We start from the raw sequence: 20,035 nt of genomic DNA on the forward strand, positions 1-20,035 counted from the left end.
TAAAGAACAAGAGTGTTGGCACGATTGCACTAAAATCCTTGTGGGTTCTGGTCCACATCAAGAGGAGTGCAAATGCGCCATCAAGGTCTTGTTCATATCGGTTGGGCAGGCATGCTGCTTGCGCTCGCGGGGTGTGCTGACAAGGCGGCCCTGCCGCCCGAGGCGAGCGTGGGGCCGGTGCCCACGCTGCCGCCGCCTGACAAGGCCCTGATTCCCATCGTCGACATCGCCCCGGCCAAACAATGGCCGGCCGGCGTCACCCCGCGCCCCGCCGCGGGGCTGGAAGTCAAGGCCATGGCCACGGGACTGGACCATCCGCGCTGGCTGTACGTGCTGCCCAATGGCGACGTGCTGGTGGCCGAGAGCAATGCCCCGCCACGGCCGGAAGATGGCAAGGGCATCAAGGGCTTCATCATGAAAAAAGTGATGAAAAAAGCAGGCGCCGCGGTTCCGAGCGCCAACCGCATTTCACTGCTGCGCGACGCTGATGGCGACGGTGTGGCCGAGATGAAGACCGCTTTCATGACCGGGCTCAATTCCCCATTCGGCATGGCCCTGATCGGCCAGACCCTGTATGTCGCCAATACCGACGGCATCGTTTCCGTTCCCTACCAGAGCGGCGCCACCACCATCACCACGGCGCCGCAGGCCGTGGTCCCGCTGCCGGGCGGGCCGCTGAACCACCACTGGACCAAGAACATCATCGCCAGCAAGGATGGCAGCAAGCTGTATGCGACCGTGGGCTCGAACAGCAACGTGGCCGAAAACGGCATGGACAAGGAAGTCAACCGCGCTGCAATCCTGGAAGTGGACCTGGCCACCAAAAAAACGCGCCTGTTCGCTTCGGGACTGCGCAATCCCAACGGCATGGGCTGGGAGCCGACCAGTGGCGCCCTGTGGACGGTCGTAAACGAGCGCGATGAACTGGGCAGTGACCTGGTGCCGGACTACCTCACCTCGGTCAAGGATGGCGCCTTCTATGGCTGGCCTTACTCCTACTACGGCAAGCACGTGGACCAGCGCGTCAAGCCGCCGCGCCCGGACCTGGTGGCCACGGCCCTGTCCCCGGACTACGCCCTGGGCAACCACGTCGCACCCCTTGGCATGGTGTTCTATGAAGGCGCCATGCTGCCCGCCACCTACAGGGGCGGCGCGTTCATCGGCCAGCACGGCTCCTGGAACCGGACCCCGCTCAGCGGCTACAACGTGGTCTTTGTCCCGTTTGCCAACGGTATGCCGCGCGGGAAGCCAATCGAAGTACTGGGTGGCTTTGTGAACGAGGAGGGCGACGCCTACGGCCGCCCGGTCGGGGTGGCGGTCGACAAGGCCGGCGCACTGCTGGTGGCCGACGACGTGGGCAATGTGGTGTGGCGCGTGACGCCGGCCGGAGGGGCTGTGCCGGCGGCCGCCGCCCCGGCTACGGCATCACCCGCACCCGTCCAGCAGCAGTAAGGGAAACGCACTCCAGGTAATGGCAATGGCGGCCAGCAAGGCTGCCACTGCCCGCACCTGGGATGCAAGATCCGCATCTCCCCGCAGCGCCGAACGCGCCTGCCACAGCATCGACCCGCATATGCCGGCGCCAAGCGCCGTTGCCAGCCACAGTGGCAGCGTGGACTGGGTGCGCGTGACCGTGCACTGCACCGCCACCAGTACATAGCAAAACAGGAAGTGCGCGCCCCACACCGCCAGCGGCGCCGTGGCAAACCATATGCGCTTGAAGAAGCGCCAGCTGTTCATTCCATCCACCATGGCACCAGATGAATGGCCAGCGCTGCCGCGATGCCCTGCAAGGTGGTGTAGTGCCACATCAGGGCCACGTTGTCGACGGTGGCGCGGCTGCGCGCCGTGACGTGGCCGCACCAGGCGCGCGCGCACAGGTAGATGGCCGCGATGACCAGCACCAGTATATGCAGCCCCTGGTAGGCAATCAAGGTGGCCACCGACGCGCCCCAGGCCTGGGCCGTGGGATCAAAGCCGGCCAGCCACTGGCCGCCGAACTGGCTGGCATAGCCGGCCACCACGCAGGCCAGGGCGGCCAGGACCAGCCAGGGCAGGGATGCCTTGCCCACCCGGCGGCTGGCCAGCATCATGGTCAGGGAACCGGCCACAAACAGCACGCCGGCTGCCGTTGGCCACATCGGTGCGGCCAGGCTGGCTCCCGGGGGTGGACAAACGGTGAGCCGCATCGAGATATGGATATAGGCGAACACAAACGACGCGAAGATGGTGGCATCGACCACCAGCATGATGATGGTGGCCCACCATGAATGCGAGGCCGCGCCGGTGGCGCCCACCGGCAGCACCAGATCGTCCGACACGCGCGCCGTCGCCACCGGCGGCGCGCGGTCCGACTCCCATAACCAGACGATGATGCCTGCAATGGCCGCCAGGCCGCAGATCCAGGCGACCAGGGTCATTTTCACGGTCAGCAGCAGGAAGAATCCCGCCGTGCCGGCAGCGGCAATGAGCGGCCACCAGCTGTCGCCGGGCAGCACCAGCAGGTAGCGCGGGGTGGCGTTCATGAGCGAAGTGACCAGCGTTTCGCGCAGGCCTGTCACCGTGTTGGGTAGATAGTGCTGGCCGGCGGCTACCTCGCGCGCGAGGTTGGGCTGGTCCCACAGCGGGTCGGACGAATCGATGCGCGGGATGCTGCGGTTGCCATAATCTTCCGATGGCAGCCACTCGAGCGTGGCCGCGTGCCAGGGATTGTCCACTTCCTTTTTGGGACGGCGCAGGGCGCGCACCGCATCGATGATAAACAGCAGCACGCCGGCGGCAAACACAAAGGCGCCGATGGTCGACACCATGTTCAGCAGCGCCCATCCCATGTCGGCCCCATAGGTGTACACGCGGCGCGGCATGCCCAGCAGGCCGGTAATGTGCATCGGGAAGAATGCCAGGTTGAAGCCGCCGAACATGAGGCCAAATACCCAGCGCGCCACGCGGTCGGACATGGCGTTGCCGTTAATGAGCGGCAGCCAGTAATACAGGCCGGCCGCCACCGGGAACAGCATGCCGCCGATAAGCACGTAATGCAGGTGGGCGACGATGAAGTAGGTGTCGTGGACCTGCCAGTCAAATGGCAGCAGGGCCACCATCACGCCGGTCAGGCCGCCCAGCACGAAGATGAACAGAAAACCCAGCAGGAACAGGGTCGGCGCGTTGAAGTTCACTTTGCCGCGCCACATGGTGGCGATCCAGCCGAACACCTGGATGGCGGTGGGCACGGCCACCGCCATGCTGGCCGCCGACACAAAGCTCATCTTCATCACACCCAGGCCGGCCGTAAACATGTGGTGCGCCCACAGCGCAAAGCTGAATATGCCCACCGCCACCAGCGCCACCACAATGGCGCGCCGGCCGACAAGCGGCTTGCCGGCCAGCGCGGGGATCATGAGCGAGACCATGCCGGCGGCAGGCAGGAAGATGATGTAGACCTCGGGATGGCCGAAAAACCAGAACAGGTGCTGCCACAGCACCGGGTCGCCGCCGCGCTCGGCGATGAAGAAGGGCCAGTCGTAGGCACGCTCCAGTTCCAGCAGGGCGGTGCCGGCGATAATGGCCGGGAAGGCAAACACGATCATGACGCCCACCACCAGCATGGCCCAGGCATACACCGGCATTTTGGCCAGCGACATGCCGGGTGCGCGGGTAAACAGGATGCCGACAATGAGCTCGATGGCGCCGGCAATGGCGGAGATTTCGATAAAGCCGATCCCCAGCAGCCAGAAGTCGGCATTGAGGCCCGGCGAATAGGCCTTGCCGGTCAGGGGCGGATACATGAACCAGCCGCCGTCCGGCGCCAGGCCCGCGAACAGGGTGCAGAAAAACGCCAGGCCGCCGATGGCGTAGGCCCAGTAGGCGTACGATGACAGGCGCGGAAACGGCAGGTCGCGCGCGCCCAGCATGTTGGGCAGCAGGTAGACCGCGATGGCCTCGACCACGGGAATGGCAAACAGGAACATCATCACCGTGCCATGCATGGTGAAGACCTGGTTGTAGGTGGACGCCGTCAGGAAGGTATTGTCGGGCACGGCCAGCTGGGTGCGCATCATCAGGCCCAGGATGCCGGCCAGGACAAAGAACAGCAGGGCGGTGCCGATATACAGCAGGCCGATGTTGGTATTGTTGACGGTGGCAAAAAAGCGCCATCCGGCGGGCGTCTTCCAGGCCGCTTCCAGCGCGGCGAGTTCGCCGGGCGGGCGCGGGAGGGAGCTTGGCAGCGGCGTCATTTCAGGCTCTCGAGATAGGTGGCAAGTGCCAGCAGGGTGTCGCCATCGAGACCGGCGGCGGCCGGCATGCGCACGCCGGGCTTGATCGACTGCGGGTCTGCAATCCAGCCGGCCAGGGTGCCGCGATGGGTGCGCAACGTGCCGGCGGCGATGTGCATGCGGCTGCCCACGTGGGTCAGGTCCGGCCCGAGCGTGGCGCCTTCGGCCACCCCGCGGATGGTGTGGCAGGCGCCGCAGCGCTGGGCGGTAAATGCGTCGCGCCCGCGCTGCAGCAGCGCGCTGGCCGGTGCGGCCGCAGGCGCGGCCTGCTGCGCCAGCCACCTGGCATAGTCGGCCGGCGCGTGGGCCACTACGTGCAGCGCCATGCGCGCGTGCTGTTCGCCGCAAAACTCTGCGCACTGGCCGCGGTAGACGCCGGGACGCGCCGCGTGCAGGGTCAGCCCGGTCATGCGGCCGGGGATGGCATCGATCTTGCCGTTCAGGGCCGGGACCCACAGGCTGTGAATCACATCGCTGCTGGAAATGCCCACGTAGGCCGTCTGCCCGGCCGGGATATGGATTTCATTGGCGCTGACGATCTCGCGCCCGGTGGCCGCGTCGCGGTAGCGCACCTCCCACCACCACATTTTGGCGGTCACCGAAATCTGCAGCGGCTGCAGCGAGGTCTGGGGCGACAGCGCGGCGGCGCGCCAGGTGCTCCATCCGAGCAGTACCGTCAGCACCGTGGCGGGAAACGCGATGCCGGCGCCGGCGATCCACCATGTGGTGCTGACCGGGCGCGTACTGCGGCGCAGTGCCAGCACGGCCAGCGCCATGACGGCGGCGAAAATGACGGCGCCACCGGCAAACAGCACCCACGCGAATTCGGTGATGATGGCCGCGTCGGGGCCGGCCGGGTGCAGTACCGATTGCAGCGGCGCCGTCATTCTGCGCTATACAGGTAAGCGGCCATGTGGCGCGCTTCGGCTTCGGACACGCCCAGGTTGGGCATCATGGTGCCCGGTTTCATGGCGGGCGGATTGACCAGCCATTGCACCAGGTTGGGTGCCAGATTGGGGATGCGGCCGGCGATGTAACTGCGTTTGCCAAACCCCTCGAGCGGTGGCCCGACGTTGGACGATGCGCCGGCAGCGCCGGGAATGGCGTGGCACGACGTGCATTGATATTGCTCGACCAGGCGCTTGCCCAGCGTGGCGTTGCCGCCTTCGACCGGGCGCACGGTTTCCTCGCCGCAGCCGGCGAGGGCACACAACATAAGGGTGGCAGGGAGTGTCGTTACGCGCACCAGCAGATCCTGAAAGTGGATGAACCCAAGTTTAGGAAGCATGATACAGAAGACATCAAAACAGCGCCGTTCGGGTCGAAGCGTGCCTGCTCTGCCGTGCGGCGGTGCCCGCCGTGCGATGGCTATAATGGCCCGACACGCACATTCGGGAATGCTTCATGGCCTCCAACCGCAACCGGCTTATCGTCAAGACCGCAGCCGCGACACTGGGCAGCGCGGCCGTCGCGGCAGCGGCGGGCGGCTGGCTGTTCCTGGAGAGTGGCCTGTTTCACGTGGGCGCCACCAACCAGCACTGGCAGTGGGCGCACACCGTGCTGGAACGCGGCATGAGGAAGTCGGTGCAATACCATGCGCGCGACGTCGTCACGCCCGCGCTGGCCGGCGAGCAGCGGCTGCTGCGCGGCGCTGCCATCTATCGCGACAACTGCGTGCAGTGCCATGGCGGCCCCGGGGTCGCGCAGGCCGACATCGCCAAGGCCATGCAGCCGGTGCCCGGTCCGCTGGTGGACGCGGCCAGACACTGGAAAGCGCGCGAACTGTACTGGATCACGCGCCACGGCATCAAGACGAGCGGCATGCCGGCGTGGCAGTTCCACCTGGCCGACGACGATATCTGGTCGGTGGTGGCCTTCATGCAAACGCTGCCTGCGCTGTCAGCGCCCCGGTTCAAGGCGGCGCTGGCGCCACTGCCGCCGGCGCCCAAACGGGTGGCCCCCATCATGGGGCCGGCCAACGCTGATCGCGGCAGGGTGGCCCTGACCCAGTACGCCTGCAATGCCTGTCACATCATTCCAGGTGTCACCGGGTCCAGGGTGTACGTGGGGCGGCCGCTGACGGACCTGGGCAAGCGCAAATTCATTGCCGGCCATGTCCCCAACACCCAGGAAAATCTGATGCGCTGGATCATGGACCCGCAATCCATCGATCCCCACACCGCCATGCCGAAGCAGGGAGTCACTGCCCAGGATGCGCTCGACATCAGCGCCTACCTGCTCACCAAGACCTGACTGCGGCGCTTAGAACTCTTCCCAGTCCTTGTCGGCGCCGGCGGTGGCAGGCTCTCGGCGTGGCGCGAGGCGGATCGGCGCTGCCGCCTTGTGCCGGACGGCTGGCGCTGCGGGCTTGGCAGCCGGGGCAGGCGAGATGGCCCTGGCAGCCGGGGCGGGCGTGGCCGTCACCTGGGCCTGGCGTGACGCCAGCTTGAACACGCTGACGGTTTGGGCCAGCGTGGCCGACTGTTCCTGCATCGATTGCGAAGCGGCGGCAGCTTCTTCCACCAGCGCTGCATTTTGCTGCGTCACCTGGTCCATCTGGCTGATCGCTTCGTTGATCTGTTCGATGCCCATGGTCTGCTCCTGCGCCGCCGACAGGATTTCACCCATGATGTCGGTGACGCGGCGCACGCTGTCGACGATCTCGTTCATGGTCTCGCCGGCCTGGCTTACCAGTTTGCTGCCGGTGTCAACTTTCTCCACCGAGTCGCCAATCAAGATCTTGATTTCCTTGGCCGCTGCCGCCGAGCGCTGTGCCAGGTTGCGCACTTCCGTAGCGACGACCGCGAAGCCGCGTCCCTGTTCCCCCGCCCGTGCCGCTTCCACCGCCGCATTCAGGGCCAGGATATTGGTCTGGAAAGCGATGCCGTCAATGACGCTGATGATGTCCGAAATCTTGCGGGACGAAGCGTTGATCTCGCCCATGGTATCGACCACCTGCGCCACCACCGCGCCACCCTTGCTGGCCACTTCCGAGGCGGTCGTGGCCAGCGAATTTGCCTGGCGCGCATTGTCCGCACTTTGCTTGACGGTCGAGGTCAGTTCTTCCATCGAGGACGCCGTCTCTTCCAGCGAGCTGGCCTGCTCTTCGGTACGGGCCGACAGGTCCAGATTGCCGCAGGCAATCTGGCTGGACGCCGTGGCGATGGTGTCGGTGCCGGAGCGCACGTCGCCCACGATGCGGGACAGGCTGTCGCGCATCTGCTTCATGGCCAACATCATGCTGCTGTTGTCGCTGGCGGCAACCAGCACTTCCGCGCTGAGGTCGCCGGCGGCAATCTTCCCGGCCACCGCCGCTGCGTAGCCCGGCTCGCCGCCCAGCTGCCTGACGAGGGCGCGCGAAATGAACAGCGCCAGCATCACGCCCAGCGCTACTGCTGCGGCCAGCAGCACCATGACGGCGGTGCGGGCACCGGCATACAGTTCATCGCCCTGGTGGCTGGCGGCAGAACCACCGGCCTGGTTGAGGTCGCTCAGCTTGGTGAGGATCGCGTTGGCATCATTGAATTTCTGCTGGGCGGCGCCCTGCACCAATGCCTTGGCTTCCTCGTGCTTGCCTTCGCGCGACAGCGCCAGCACCGCCTTGTGCTGCTCCAGGTACTGGGCCCAGCTTGACTTGAAACCGTCGAACAGCGCCTGGTCCTGGGGCGAGGAAATCAGCTTGGCATAGATTGCCGCATGCCGATCGAGGCTGGCCTGGACCGTCACCAGTTCCTTCTCATAGCTTGCCATTTTTCCTTCCGTGAGCGACAGCACATGCTGCAGTTCGGCCGCGCGAAAATCGGAGGTGGCGGTATTCATGTCGCCGGCGGCGCGGGTGCTGGGTAGCCAGTTCACGTCCATGTCGGTGGAAGTCTGGTTGACCCGTTCGAGCTGGACGATCGAAAACACGCCCAGCGCGGCCGTCAGGGCCAGGACGATGCCGAATGCGGCAAGCAGTTTCGTCGCCACTTTAAGATTGTTAAACCATTGCATGCTGTACTCCTGTGGTGCGCAAGGGCGCACTCGATATGGTGCGCCGGAAAGAAAACGGCCGGGTCGCTCAGGCGGCCAGTTTGTGAACCAGGCCAATGTCGTCACTCGACATCAGCCGTTCGATGTCGACCAGGATCAGCATGCGCTGGTCGAGCGTGCCCAGGCCGATCAGGTAACCGGCATCGACCGCGCTGCCCATCTCGGGCGCGGGCCGTATCTGCTCCGGCGACAGGGTCGTGACATCGGACACGCTGTCCACCACCATGCCGATGGTATTGCCGCGAATGCTGAGCACAATGACGATCGTGAACTGGTCATAGGTGGGCGTGCCCAGGCCAAGCTTGATGCGCATGTCGATCACCGGCACGATCACGCCGCGCAGGTTGATCACGCCCTTGAAGTAGTCCGGCGTGTTGGCCAGGCGGGTAACGGCTTCGTAGCCGCGGATTTCCTGGACCTTGATGATGTCCAGGCCATACTCTTCCTGCCCCATGGTGAAGGCCAGAAATTCGGACACGCCGGTCGATGATTGTGCAGACATGCTGGGATACCTCGTCAATAAAAAGTTTTTCTGGCTTCTATTGCGGGGATCGGGCGATAGCGTGTGCTTGGGGGAGCCGTGCCTTCGGGGGTAGGGAAGGCGGAAAGGTGTTCTTGAGTAGGGACTATAAAGGCCTTTGGCATGCTGAATCCGCCGCATGCCAAAATTTAGTGCTGTATGTTGCTTCGGCGCATCACCTGGGGGAGTTGTAGAGGCTCCCCCACAGGCATGCCGTCAGGCCAGTGCTTCCTTGGCACACTCTTCGGGCGTAAGACCGTCATAGAACTTGTCGGTAAACCACTCGACTTCTTCCTCGATGTGATCCTGGGCCTGGCGCACGGTGGCCCCGCCGGCCACCAGCAGCTTTTCCACTTCAATGCACCAGTTGATCAGCGCCATTGTTTCTTCGTCCAGCTCTTCCTTCTTCGCCATCGCTATCTCGCTATCTCTGTATGTCGGTTTGCATGTCCCACTTGCGAAATTCGGGTTCGAATTCGGCCAGTGCCAGTTGTCCTGCCGTGGTAAAGGCGCCCGCCTGCCGGATCTCCCCGGCGGCCAGCCGCCGTGCCAGCACGATGGCGGCCATGCACGGTATTTCCGGGCCGTGATCGTCGTCGGCTGCAATGTGCCAGGCGGCGCTGGCCGGCGCGCCGCCGCCGTCAGTGCCGCGCACCCGTACCACCATCGCGCCCAGCGCGCTGCCAAACATGTCCAGGCCATCGGCGGCGCGGTTAAGAAAGCCCGCGATTCGCTCGGGCTTGCTGAGCAGTCCCCGGCGCCGCAGGCTGGCCAGAACGGCCATGCCGCGCTGGCTCACGCCCAGTTCCAGCGCCGCGCGGAACATCACGTTCTGTACGCCCGGATAACGCGCCGGGAACAGCTCGAGGTCGGGAATGTCGCACAGTGACCCCAGGCGCGGGCGCAGGCGCGCAAATTCCACCTTCGCTGGTGCCGACCAGCCGTACTGGGTTTCCCAGCGCCCGTCCTGCCACACCTGGACCGGCGCCCCACAGTAGCCCAGCACCGCCGCCATGGTGGCCACGCCGCGCGGCGCGGTCTGCGCCGGGGCGATGCAGCAGTCAATGTCGGTGATGCTGCGCCAGCCTTGCGCCAGGTGGTCCACCACGGCCGACGACAGGGCCGGGACGGTGCTGGCGCCGGTAAATGCGGTACAGCCCTGGCACCGGAACAGCTCGTCCAGTGCAGCGGGAAAATCGCACACGAAGCGCCGGCCGTCCGCCAGGTCGATATAGTGCGCCTGCGCCGCAGCCGCCGCCTGCGCCACGCTGTAGCTTTGGGACTGGAACGGGCCGGCCGTGTGGATGACCATGCCCGCGCCCAGCTTGAGCAGCTGCTGTGCCAGGGCCGGGTCGTCCACGTCCAGCACCGCCGCGGCGGCGCCGCACTGCTGCGCCATGTCCCGGCTGCGCTCGGCACTGCGCCCGGCGATGATGAGGTCCATCCCCGGCGTATGGGCCAGCGCGCGGCTGATGCGCGCGCCAAAGTTGCCGTAGCCGCCGAGGATGACGATCTTCACGGCAGGATCAGTCCTGCATGCCCTTGGCCAGCAATTCCGCCACCAGGGCGTTCATGTCGCCGCCGCGCTCCTGCGCCAGCGATTGCAGCTGCCTGACCAGGTCACCATTGAGCTTGACGGCAAACGGCACCAGGCCCAGGGCACGCTCCTTGTCGCGCTGTTCGCGGCGGTCGGGGGCTGCAGCATCGGCTGCGCCGAAGCTGGCGCCACCCGTGGCCATCTTGCCCATCAATTTTTTGGCGTCGCTCTTTGCCAGGCCGGTTTTTTTCATGAGACGAGTACTTTCTTTAACCAGACGCTGATATCGTCCACTTCTTCCTGGCACAGCGAATGCTGCATCGGGTATTCATGCCACTCGACCTGGTAGCCGAGCGACTTCAGGATGTCGCGCGACTGTTCGGCGCGCGCAATCGGGATCACGCCGTCGCCCCGGCCATGCACCAGGAAGATGGGCGTGGACAGGCTGGCGTCGCTGCGTTCGGCGGCGACCTTGTCGTGCAGCGGCAGGTAGCCGGACAGGCACAACAGGCCGGCCAGCGTTTCCGGATGGCGCAAGCCGGCCTGCAAGGTCATGGCGCAGCCTTGCGAAAAACCTGCCAGGATGATGCGCGAGGCGCGGATGCCGCGCTCCTTTTCGCGCGCGATCAGCGCTTCCACGTCGAGCTGCGAGGCGCGCAGGCCTTTTTCATCTTCGCGCCGGGCGATGTCGGTGCCCATGATGTCGTACCAGGCGCGCATGACGTAGCCGCCGTTGACGGTCACCGGGATGGCGTTCGCATGCGGGAAGATGAAGCGGATGGCGGGCAGGCCGGACAAGTCCAGTTCGCGCACCAGCGGCACAAAGTCGTTGCCGTCCGCGCCCAGGCCATGCATCCAGATGATGGCTACTTCAGGATTGGGCTTGCTTTCAATGTCAATCGTCTCGAGCAGTTTGGTCATGTGGTCGGGTAGTTCACTGTCAGGTGGTTGGCTGTGGCTTCAGGGCCGACTTGGGCCGGAACGCCTTGCACACAGCGGGATTGGTCTCGATGTACGGTCCGCCGATCAGGTCCACACAGTAAGGCACGGCGGCAAAGATGCCACCCACCTGCTGCTGGCCATCGGCGTCTTTCAGGCCTTCGAGCGTTTCGCGGATGGCCTTGGGCTGCCCCGGCAGGTTCATGATCAGCGCGGCGTGACCGTCGATCTCGCGCAGCACGGCCACCTGGCGCGACAGGATCGCGGTAGGCACAAACTGCAGGCTGATTTGCCGCATCTGTTCGCCAAAGCCAGGCATTTCCCTGGTGCCGACGGCGCGCGTGGCTTCCGGCGTCAGGTCGCGCCGCGCCGGGCCCGTGCCGCCAGTGGTCAGCACCAGGTGGCAGCGCGCGACGTCCACCAGTTCGATGAGGGTCTGTTCGATCAGGGCCTGCTCGTCGGGAATGAGGCGCTGCTCGATGCGGTAGGGCGTGGTGATGGCCGAGGCCAGCCAGTCGGCCAGCGCGGGCAGGCCCAGGTCCTGGTACTGGCCGGCACTGGCGCGGTCCGAGACCGATACCAGCCCGACCACCAGTTCGTCAGGCGTCATCGCGCTCGTCATGGCGCTGTTCGTCGTCATGCTGATCGTCGTCCTCGTCAAGCTCCGGGTCATCGCCGCCATCGGCAGCCTGGCCTTTTTTCGACAGGTCCTTGAGGATCTGGAAGATCTCGCGGTACGCCTTGGGCGGCTTGTTCTCGGCCTGCTCCTTGCGCGCATTGCGGATCAGGGTGCGCAGGTGCTGGCCATCGAGTTCGCTGTGCTCGGCCAGCAGCACCGTCAGGGCCTTGTCGTCGGCCAGCAGTTTTTCGCGGCGGCGTTCGAGCGCGTGCAGGGCGGCGGTATCGGCCTTGGACATGCCTTTCCAGCTGTCGATGGTGCGCTGGATGACGGCCACTTCCTCTTCGTCGAGCGTGCGCATCATCTTGCCCACGTACTGGGTCTGGCGGCGCCGCCCTTCGTGGTTGGTGATGGTCTGGCACATAAGGATGGCGTCACGCACGTCTTCCGGCATCGGCACCCGCTTGACGCGGTCGCGCGGCGCTGCCACCAGCTCTTCACCAAGCTTTTGCAGCTCGTTCATCTGGCGCTTGAGCTCAGACTTGGAGGGGCGTTCGTACTCTTGTTCGAACTCGGAGGATTGGAACCCGCAGGCACCGCGGTTTGGATTTGGCATGATATGAATCCGGTAGCCGCAAGAGCGACCGGTAAAAACTGTAAACGACTGCTATCATACCCTTTTAACCGGATAGCCGAAGAAAACACCCATGACCGAATCTGTCTTCATCCATACCCAGGATCAGTTGAAACAGCTTGCGCGGGACGTTCTGGCCTTCGCCAAAGAGATGGGCGGCACCGATGCCGCGGTCGAAATCAGCGAGGGCAGCGGCCTGTCGGTCTCGGTGCGCCTGGGCGAGATCGAGACCATCGAGCAAAACAAGGACAAGGGCATGGGCGTGACGGTCTATATCGGCCAGAAGCGCGGCAATGCGAGCACCTCCGACTTTTCCCCGGCGGCTCTGCGCGCCACGGTGGACGCGGCCTACAATATCGCGCGCTTCACGGCCGAAGACGATTGCGCCGGCCTGGCCGACGCCGACATGCTGGAAATGAACCCGCGCGACCTGCGCCTGTTCTACCCATGGGGCATCAGCACCGAGGACGCGGTGGCCCTGGCCCAGCGCGCCGAAGCTGCCGCCTTTGATGTCGATCCGCGCGTGACCAACAGCGAAGGGGCCAGCGTCCACGCGCAGCAGTCGCATTTCGTCTCGGCCAATTCGCGCGGCTTCATTGGCGGCTATCCGTTTTCGCGCCACACCCTGTCGGTGGCTCCCATCGCCGGCGAAGGGGCCATGATGCAGCGCGACGACTGGTACACCTCGGTGCGCAATCCCAAGAACATGGCCGACCCGGAAAAAGTGGGGCGCTACGCCGCCGAGCGCGCCCTGGCGCGCTTACATGCCTGCAAGCTCGATACCCGCACCTGTCCGGTATTGTTCGAGGCGCCGCTGGCGGCCGGCCTGCTCGGCTCCTTTGTCCAGGCCACCTCGGGCGGAGCCCTGTACCGCAAGTCGACCTTCCTGCTCGATTCGCTCGGCAAGTCCATCTTCCCGTCCCATATCCAGGTGCTGGAAGACCCCCACGTGCCCGGCGCCGTCGGTTCGGCCCCGTTTGACGAGGAAGGCGTGCGCACGGTGCGCCGCGATGTGGTCAAGGATGGCGTGCTGCAGGGCTACTTCCTGTCCTCGTATGCGGCGCGCAAGCTGGGCATGAAGACCACCGGCAATGCCGGCGGCTCGCACAACCTGTCCATGACGTCCCGGCTGACCAAACGGGGCGACGATTTCGCCGGCATGCTGCGCAAGATGGACCGCGGCCTGCTGGTGACCGAGCTGATGGGGCAGGGCACCAATTATGTGACGGGCGACTATTCACGCGGGGCATCGGGCTTCTGGGTCGAAAACGGCGTCATCCAGTATCCGGTCGAGGAAATCACGATTGCGGGCAACATGAAAGACATGTTCCAGCAGATCGTGGCCATTGGTAACGACGTCCTCACGCGCGGTAACAAGCAGACCGGCTCCATCCTGATCGAGAAAATGGTCGTCGCCGGCAGTTGATTTTCGTTGCGTGCTTGCCCGGTCACAAATACACTGGCCGGGCAACTACAACAACACGGAGACTTCCACATGCAACGCCGTTCCTTTATCACCAAAGCGGCCGTCGGCGCTTCGGCCGGTGTCATCGCTGCCCCCAGCATTGCCCAGGCTAATCCCACCATCAACTGGCGCCTTGCCAGCAGTTTTCCCAAGACCCTCGATACCATTTTCGGCGCGTCCGACACGCTCACCCGCCGCGTGTCGCAGCTGACCGGCGGCAAGTTCAACATCCGTACCTTTGCCGCCGGCGAAATCGTCCCCGGCCTGCAGGTCATGGATGCGGTCCAGGCCGGCACCGTGGAAATGGGTCACAGCGCTTCCTACTATTACTTCGGCAAGGACGCCACCTTCGCCTTCGACTGCGCCGTGCCCTTTGGCCTGACTTCGCGCCAGCACACGGCGTGGTACGAGCAGGGTGGTGGACGCGAGCTGATGCGCGACTTTTTCCGCGGCTACGGCATCGTCAATTTCCTGGGCGGTAACTCGGGGACGCAGATGGGGGGCTGGTTCCGTAAGGAAATCAAATCCGTGGCCGACCTCAAGGGCACCAAGATGCGGGTGGGCGGCTTTGCCGGCAAGGTGCTCGAACGCCTGGGCCTGGTGCCGCAGCAGCTGGCCGGCGGCGACATTTATCCGGCGCTGGAAAAAGGCACCATCGACGCGGCCGAATGGGTGGGTCCCTACGACGATGAAAAGCTGGGCTTGTACAAGGTGGCGCCGTTCTACTATGCGCCGGGCTGGTGGGAAGCCGGCGCCAGCTTTTCCTTTTACGTCGGCATCAAGGAGTGGGAAAAGCTGCCCAAGGCTTACCAGGCGGCGCTGGAAGTGGCCACCTACGAGGCGCACGTGGTCATGCAGGCTGAATACGACGCCAAGAATCCTGCTGCCCTGGCACGCCTGCTCAAAAATGGCGTCAAGCTGCGCACCTTCTCCCGGGATATCCTGAATGGCTGCCACAAGGCGGCCATGGAGGTGATGAAGGAAGAAGCGGCCAAGAACGCCAAGTTCGCCAAGGTGTACGGGCCGTGGCAGCGCTTCCGCCAGGATCAGAACATGTGGGCATCGGTATCGGAAGCGACCATGCAGCAGTACCTGATCAGCGCCGGGCGGGCCAAGTAAGGCCCGCATGGCACCGGCCCGGCAGTGTACCTAGGCCGGTGCCTGGCTGCGCTCGGCGACGATGCGCAGCAGCCGCGGCGCGTCGACCGGCTTGACCATGTGGTGGTCAAAGCCGGCATCGAGCGCCTTGCGGCGGTCGCTTTCCTGGCCATAGCCGGTCACGGCGATCAGCAGCGCGCCCGCCATCCCCGGCTGGCGGCGCAGCTGGCGCGCCAGCTCATAGCCATCCATGTCGGGCAGGCCGATATCGAGAATGCACACGCCGGGCTGCATTTCCGCCGCCAGCGCCAGCGCTTCCGGCGAGCGGTGCTCGACCTGCACTTCATGGCCCGACGCTTCCAGCAGCATGCCCAGCATGGTGGCCGCATCCTCATTGTCATCGACCACCATGATACGGTGATTGCTGCCGCCAACTTCTCCGCGCGGATGGCGGCGCCGCTCGCGCACCTGCGGCAGCGGTTCAAAGCGCGGCAGGCGTACCGTGAAGCAGCTGCCCTTGCCGGTGCCTTCGCTGGCGCACGTCACGCTGCCGCCATGCAGCCCAACCAGGCTTTTGACCAGCGCCAGTCCCAGTCCCAGCCCGCCCTGCGAGCGGTCGGAGGTGCGCTCGGCCTGGGCAAACAGGTCGAACACGCGCGGCTGCAGTTCGGCCGGTATGCCGATACCGTTGTCCGAGACCGTGATCACCACATCGCTGGCATCGGTGTGCATGTGCAGCTTGATATGGCCGCCCTCGGGCGTGTACTTGGCCGCGTTGTTGAGCAGGTTGGTGAGCACCTGCACCAGCCGGTTCTCGTCGCCCAGCACCTGGGCCGCCTGCGGCGGCAGTTCCAGCGTCAGGTGGTGGCTGCGCGCCTGGATCATGGGCCGCACCTGCTCCACCGCGTTGGTCACCACGTTTTTCAGGTCCTGCGGCAGCTTGTTGATGGTGACCTGGCCCCGTGTGACGCGCGAGACGTCCAGCAGGTCGTCCACCAGTCCCGTCATGTGGCGCACCTGGCGCCCGATCACCTGGCTGGTCTGGCGCACCCGCTCGGCGTTCATGGGCGCCAGTTCCATCAGTTCGGCCGCCGCGCTGATGGGCGCGAGCGGGTTGCGCAATTCGTGCGCCAGCATGGCCAGGAATTCATCCTTGCGCCGGTTCGCTTCGCGCAGTTCGTCCTGCGCGTGCGCGCTCTCCACGGCCGACCAGGTGCGTTCGGCCGTTTCGCGCGCCATCTGGATTTCCGTCACCGTCCATTTGCGCGGAATGGCGCTGTGCATGGCCAGCACGGCCAGCAGGTGATTTGACTTGACCAGCGGGATGACGACGATGGCCTGCACTTCCACGTCCAGGTAGCCGGCCGCCGCCCCCTCGGTGAGCGGATCGCTGCCGACATCATTGACGATCACGGTGCGCCCGGCGCGCAGCGCCTCGACCACGCCTTGCCCCAGGCTCGCCAGGGGGCCGGTGTCGCCGGCCAGACTGGGCGCTTCGTCGGCCATCCAGTCGCGCCGCACCGAGAAGCTGCCGCGTTCATCGTCCACTTCTGCATACAGCACCCGCTCCACGCCGGTCATGCGGCCCAGGGCTTCGCTGGCGACCTGGATGATGTCGTCGGGCGAGGTGATGGGCCGCAGGCGGTCGGACAGGTGCAGCTGGAAGGCTTGCACATGGCGCGTCTCAACGTGGGCCGTGGTCTCCACCACGGCGCAGTACATGCCGCCGATGCTGCCGTCATGGCTCGCGATGGGCGAGTAGGAAAAGGTGAACGAGGCGCGTTCCGGTTCGCCATGGCGCAGGACCGTCAGCGGCAGGTCCTCGTAATAGCTGGAGCGCCCGGCCATGGCGTCGATGGCGATCGGGGCCACGATATGCCAGATTTCAGCCCACACCACGTCAAAGCGCTGGCCCAGTGCAGCCGGGTGTTTGTTGCCCAGTATGCCGGCGTAGCCGTCGTTGTACAGCAGCGCCAGTTCCGGCCCCCACGCCAGGAACATCGGAAAGCGCGAATTGAGCATGAGGTTGACGACGGTGACCAGTTCGGCCGGCCATCGCGCCGGCGGGCCCAGTGGCGAGTCGCTCCAGTCGCGTGTGGCCAGGGCGGCGCGCACGGGTCCCTCGCCCGCGAATTGCGCAGTTTCCTCCCCGCTCGGTTTGTGCGAAAAAATAGTCATGAAATATTGTGACATGAACAAACGTTATGCCAAGCACTGTAGACGTGCAGAATTAAATCGCTGTGGCGGGAATAGCTGGCAGGAATACAGGGGCGAACCCGCAGGATGCGGGTTCTTGATGACGATGCGGAGAGCACTGCCCCCCGCCGGGACATAGAACGTTAAAGCAACATTGTTACTTCAGGTCGCGCAGAGACTGCCAAACGGCCTGCAGGACGGCACCGCCAAGGCGAGCGCTGCGGGCACCATCCCAGCCGCTTTGCGGGTCGGGATCGTTGGCGTTGTCCTTGAACGGCAGCTCCAGCGTCAGCGACAGGCAGCCGAAGGCGTGGGTGATGTGCGGCGAACCCATGGTGAGCGTCTCGTCGGTGTAGGGGGCGTCGCCATAGCCGTGCACATCCTGGAAGTCCGGGCTGGCAATCTTGAAGTAGTCGGCAAACTGCTTTTCCTGGGCTGCCTGCGCGGGCGTGAAGCCGGGCAGGGCGCCGCTGCCGGCCGTGAAGACGTATGGCAAGCCTTCATCGCCGTGCACGTCCAGGAACAGGTCGCAGCCGGTTTCCTTCATCTTGTTCTTGACCAGGAACACCTCCGGGCTGCGTTCCATGCTCGGCGTATTCCACTCGCGGTTGAGGTTGGCGCCGGCCGCGTTGGTGCGCAGGTTGCCGCGCACCGAGCCGTCCGGATTCATGTTCGGCACCACGTAGAACACCGCTTCCTTGAGGCACTGGCGGCCATACGGGTCGGCCGGGTCGAGCAGGGCGTCGAGCATGCCTTCCACGAACCACTCGGCCATGGTCTCGCCCGGGTGCTGGCGCGCGATGACCCACACCTTGCGCGCCGCTTGCGGATCGCCGATGACCAGCAAGTTCATGTCGCGCCCGTCGACGGTGCTGCCCAGGTCGAGCATGCGCACGTGTTCCGACATCTGGGCGCGGTCCAGCAGTTCCAGGTGGCGCTCCCACGAATACGGCTCGAAGTAGGCGTAGTACACGCTGTCCATGCCGGGCGTGTGGGAAATGGTCATGACCTCGCCATCGAACGTGGTGGGAACCCGGAACCAGTTGATGCGGTCATAGCTGGCCATGGCCTGGTAGTCTTCCCAGCCGGCCGGGTAAGCGGCCTTGCCGGCATTGAGGAAGCGGATGGTGCACGCTTGTCCCTGCGCGCCCTGCAGGCGGAAGTAAAACCACTGGCGGATGTCGGCGTGGGAATCCTTGCGGATGTTCAGGTCGATGGCGCCGGCGCTGGTGGCGCTGACGATCTCGATGGCGCCGGCGTCGAACTGGCTGCTGATTTTGATAGACATTGTGTGTCCTTGACGGGTGAATGGAGGGCCTGTGGCCGAGGCAACATCATACCGTTTGCGGGCGCGATGTGCGCATGAAAACAACGGAATTGCCGCCCGGCATTTCATGCATTTTCGCCATTCATAGGGGAGCGGGGGCAATTGCTTTTCTCCAAGAAATATTGCATCGACAAGTAGCTCCACTTCATGAACACAACCAGATACAATTGTCACCTTTGGTAAACACGCCGGTCTAACAGCCGTGTAGGAGAGTGTGCATGCAGCGTCGTTCCTTCCTTGCCAGTACCACCGTTGGTGCTGGCGCGGGCCTGGTAGCCGCACCGGCGCTGGCACAAGCCTCTCCCGTCATCAACTGGCGTCTGGCTTCAAGTTTTCCCAAGACACTAGACACGATCTTTGGCGCGTCCGATACCTTCACGCGGCGCGTGTCGCAGCTCACGGGCGGGCGCTTCACCATCCGCGCGTTCGCCGGTGGCGAGATCGTCCCGGGGCTGCAGGTACTCGATGCCGTGCAGGCCGGCACGGTGGAGATGGGGCACACGGCGTCGTACTATTACTTCGGCAAGGATCCCACCTTTTCCTTCGACACTGCCATGCCTTTTGGCCTGACTTCGCGCCAGCAGACGGCGTGGTTCGTGCAGGGCGGTGGACGCGAGCTGATGCGCGATTTTTTCCGCGGCTATGGCGTGGTTAACTTCCTCGGTGGCAACACGGGCGTGCAGATGGGCGGCTGGTACCGCAAGCAGATCAAGACCTTGGCCGACGTCAAGGGCCTCAAGATCCGCATTGCCGGCCTGGCCGGCCGCGTGATGGAGCGCATGGGGGCGGTGCCGCAGCAAATTGCGGGGGCCGATGTCTATCCGGCGCTGGAAAAGGGCACCATCGATGCTGCCGAGTGGGTCGGTCCCTATGACGATGAAAAACTGGGCCTGGCCAGGGTGGCGCCGTATTACTACACCCCGGGCTGGTGGGAAGCGGGACCGCAGCTGTCGTTCTACATCAATATCAAGCAGTGGGAAAAGCTGCCCAGGGAGTACCAGGCCGCGATCGAGGCGGCCAGCTATGAGGCCCATGTGGTCATGCAGGCCGAGTACGACGCCAGGAATCCCGCGGCGCTGGCCCGCCTGCTCAAGAGCGGTGCCAAGCTCAATTATTTTTCCAAGCCCATCATGCAGGCCGCTTACAGGTTCTCGACCGAAGTGATGGAAGAGGAGGCGTCGAAGAACGCCAGGTTTGCCAGGATTTACGGACCGTGGAAGCGGTTTCGCCAGGATCAGAATATGTGGGCATCGGTGGCCGAAGCACAGATGCAAAACTTCTTGATTGCGAGCGGACGGAAGTAACTTCGATTTTGTTGTGCAATATCAAACCACACGCAGATGTGGCTGGTAATTTTTGTGACTGGCCGTGTGGCGAGGTTCGCCAGGTGCGTT

At 64.7% G+C, this 20,035-nt stretch carries 19 protein-coding genes; 5 read left to right on the top strand and 14 right to left on the bottom strand.

Annotated features, from left to right (window positions below; genetic code table 11):
• Positions 1 to 72: 72 nt before the first annotated feature.
• On the top strand, positions 73 to 1,452 hold the full coding sequence (locus KY495_RS11885) for a sorbosone dehydrogenase family protein (RefSeq protein ID WP_219883877.1): 1,380 nt from the start codon (positions 73 to 75) through the stop codon (positions 1,450 to 1,452).
• Here the strand turns inward: KY495_RS11885 and KY495_RS11890 are convergent.
• From KY495_RS11890 to KY495_RS11905, 4 genes are read right to left on the bottom strand one after another with little or no spacing between them, the layout of a single operon-like run.
• On the bottom strand, positions 1,426 to 1,740 hold the full coding sequence (locus tag KY495_RS11890; protein WP_219883879.1) for a hypothetical protein: 315 nt from the start codon (positions 1,738 to 1,740) through the stop codon (positions 1,426 to 1,428). The genes KY495_RS11885 and KY495_RS11890 overlap by 27 nt on opposite strands.
• Positions 1,737 to 4,235, bottom strand: a complete 2,499-nt coding sequence (ctaD, locus tag KY495_RS11895) for a cytochrome c oxidase subunit I (RefSeq protein ID WP_219883881.1) — start codon at positions 4,233 to 4,235, stop codon at positions 1,737 to 1,739. The genes KY495_RS11890 and ctaD overlap by 4 nt, the downstream gene beginning before the upstream one ends.
• A complete protein-coding gene (locus KY495_RS11900; protein WP_219883883.1) occupies positions 4,232 to 5,161 on the bottom strand; it encodes a c-type cytochrome in 930 nt (309 codons plus the stop codon). Before KY495_RS11900 ends, ctaD begins: the two co-directional genes overlap by 4 nt.
• Entirely contained in the window at positions 5,158 to 5,490 is a 333-nt protein-coding gene (locus KY495_RS11905) for a cytochrome c family protein (RefSeq protein ID WP_229518587.1), read from the bottom strand. Before KY495_RS11905 ends, KY495_RS11900 begins: the two co-directional genes overlap by 4 nt.
• 188 nt (positions 5,491 to 5,678) lie before the next feature.
• On the opposite strand from KY495_RS11905, the gene KY495_RS11910 reads away from it, so the two are divergent.
• Positions 5,679 to 6,527, top strand: coding sequence for a c-type cytochrome (locus tag KY495_RS11910; protein WP_219883887.1), 849 nt, complete (start codon positions 5,679 to 5,681; stop codon positions 6,525 to 6,527).
• 9 nt (positions 6,528 to 6,536) lie between these two features.
• On the opposite strand, the gene KY495_RS24285 is transcribed toward KY495_RS11910, so the two are convergent.
• The 8 genes from KY495_RS24285 to yjgA form a co-directional block, all read right to left on the bottom strand.
• On the bottom strand, positions 6,537 to 8,267 hold the full coding sequence (locus KY495_RS24285; RefSeq protein ID WP_219883889.1) for a methyl-accepting chemotaxis protein: 1,731 nt from the start codon (positions 8,265 to 8,267) through the stop codon (positions 6,537 to 6,539).
• Between the two features lie 67 nt (positions 8,268 to 8,334).
• Complete coding sequence (locus KY495_RS11920; protein WP_219883890.1) at positions 8,335 to 8,808, bottom strand: chemotaxis protein CheW; 474 nt, start codon at positions 8,806 to 8,808, stop codon at positions 8,335 to 8,337.
• A 234-nt stretch (positions 8,809 to 9,042) separates the two neighbouring features.
• Positions 9,043 to 9,240 (bottom strand): hypothetical protein, encoded by a 198-nt coding sequence (locus KY495_RS11925; protein WP_219883891.1) that lies wholly within the window; start codon positions 9,238 to 9,240, stop codon positions 9,043 to 9,045.
• 10 nt (positions 9,241 to 9,250) lie between these two features.
• Entirely contained in the window at positions 9,251 to 10,345 is a 1,095-nt protein-coding gene (locus KY495_RS11930; protein ID WP_219883892.1) for a saccharopine dehydrogenase family protein, read from the bottom strand.
• A 7-nt stretch (positions 10,346 to 10,352) separates the two neighbouring features.
• The gene (locus KY495_RS11935) at positions 10,353 to 10,616 is read right to left on the bottom strand and encodes a hypothetical protein (RefSeq protein ID WP_219883893.1); all 264 of its coding nucleotides are present in this window, start codon (positions 10,614 to 10,616) and stop codon (positions 10,353 to 10,355) included.
• Positions 10,613 to 11,284, bottom strand: coding sequence for an alpha/beta hydrolase (locus tag KY495_RS11940; protein WP_219883895.1), 672 nt, complete (start codon positions 11,282 to 11,284; stop codon positions 10,613 to 10,615). The genes KY495_RS11935 and KY495_RS11940 overlap by 4 nt, the downstream gene beginning before the upstream one ends.
• Before the next feature lie 19 nt (positions 11,285 to 11,303).
• A complete protein-coding gene (gene mog / locus KY495_RS11945; protein WP_374041002.1) occupies positions 11,304 to 11,942 on the bottom strand; it encodes a molybdopterin adenylyltransferase in 639 nt (212 codons plus the stop codon).
• A complete protein-coding gene (gene yjgA, locus KY495_RS11950; protein WP_219883897.1) occupies positions 11,902 to 12,537 on the bottom strand; it encodes a ribosome biogenesis factor YjgA in 636 nt (211 codons plus the stop codon). Before yjgA ends, mog begins: the two co-directional genes overlap by 41 nt.
• A gap of 91 nt (positions 12,538 to 12,628) precedes the next feature.
• On the opposite strand from yjgA, the gene pmbA reads away from it, so the two are divergent.
• Both pmbA and KY495_RS11960 read left to right on the top strand, forming a co-directional pair.
• A complete protein-coding gene (gene pmbA / locus KY495_RS11955; protein ID WP_219883899.1) occupies positions 12,629 to 13,981 on the top strand; it encodes a metalloprotease PmbA in 1,353 nt (450 codons plus the stop codon).
• A 69-nt stretch (positions 13,982 to 14,050) separates the two neighbouring features.
• Positions 14,051 to 15,139: a TRAP transporter substrate-binding protein gene (locus KY495_RS11960; protein WP_219883900.1), complete on the top strand. Its 1,089-nt coding sequence runs from the start codon at positions 14,051 to 14,053 to the stop codon at positions 15,137 to 15,139.
• Between the two features lie 30 nt (positions 15,140 to 15,169).
• On the opposite strand, the gene KY495_RS11965 is transcribed toward KY495_RS11960, so the two are convergent.
• Both KY495_RS11965 and KY495_RS11970 read right to left on the bottom strand, forming a co-directional pair.
• Positions 15,170 to 17,296, bottom strand: a complete 2,127-nt coding sequence (locus tag KY495_RS11965; RefSeq protein WP_229518588.1) for an ATP-binding protein — start codon at positions 17,294 to 17,296, stop codon at positions 15,170 to 15,172.
• A gap of 175 nt (positions 17,297 to 17,471) precedes the next feature.
• On the bottom strand, positions 17,472 to 18,602 hold the full coding sequence (locus KY495_RS11970) for a M14-type cytosolic carboxypeptidase (RefSeq protein WP_219883902.1): 1,131 nt from the start codon (positions 18,600 to 18,602) through the stop codon (positions 17,472 to 17,474).
• A 257-nt stretch (positions 18,603 to 18,859) separates the two neighbouring features.
• Here KY495_RS11970 and KY495_RS11975 point away from each other — a divergent pair, with 257 nt between their 5' ends.
• Positions 18,860 to 19,945, top strand: coding sequence for a TRAP transporter substrate-binding protein (locus KY495_RS11975; protein ID WP_219883904.1), 1,086 nt, complete (start codon positions 18,860 to 18,862; stop codon positions 19,943 to 19,945).
• The last annotated feature ends 90 nt before the right edge of the window (positions 19,946 to 20,035 follow it).

Source organism: Massilia sp. PAMC28688 (assembly GCF_019443445.1).
Lineage (GTDB): Bacteria > Pseudomonadota > Gammaproteobacteria > Burkholderiales > Burkholderiaceae_D > Telluria_A.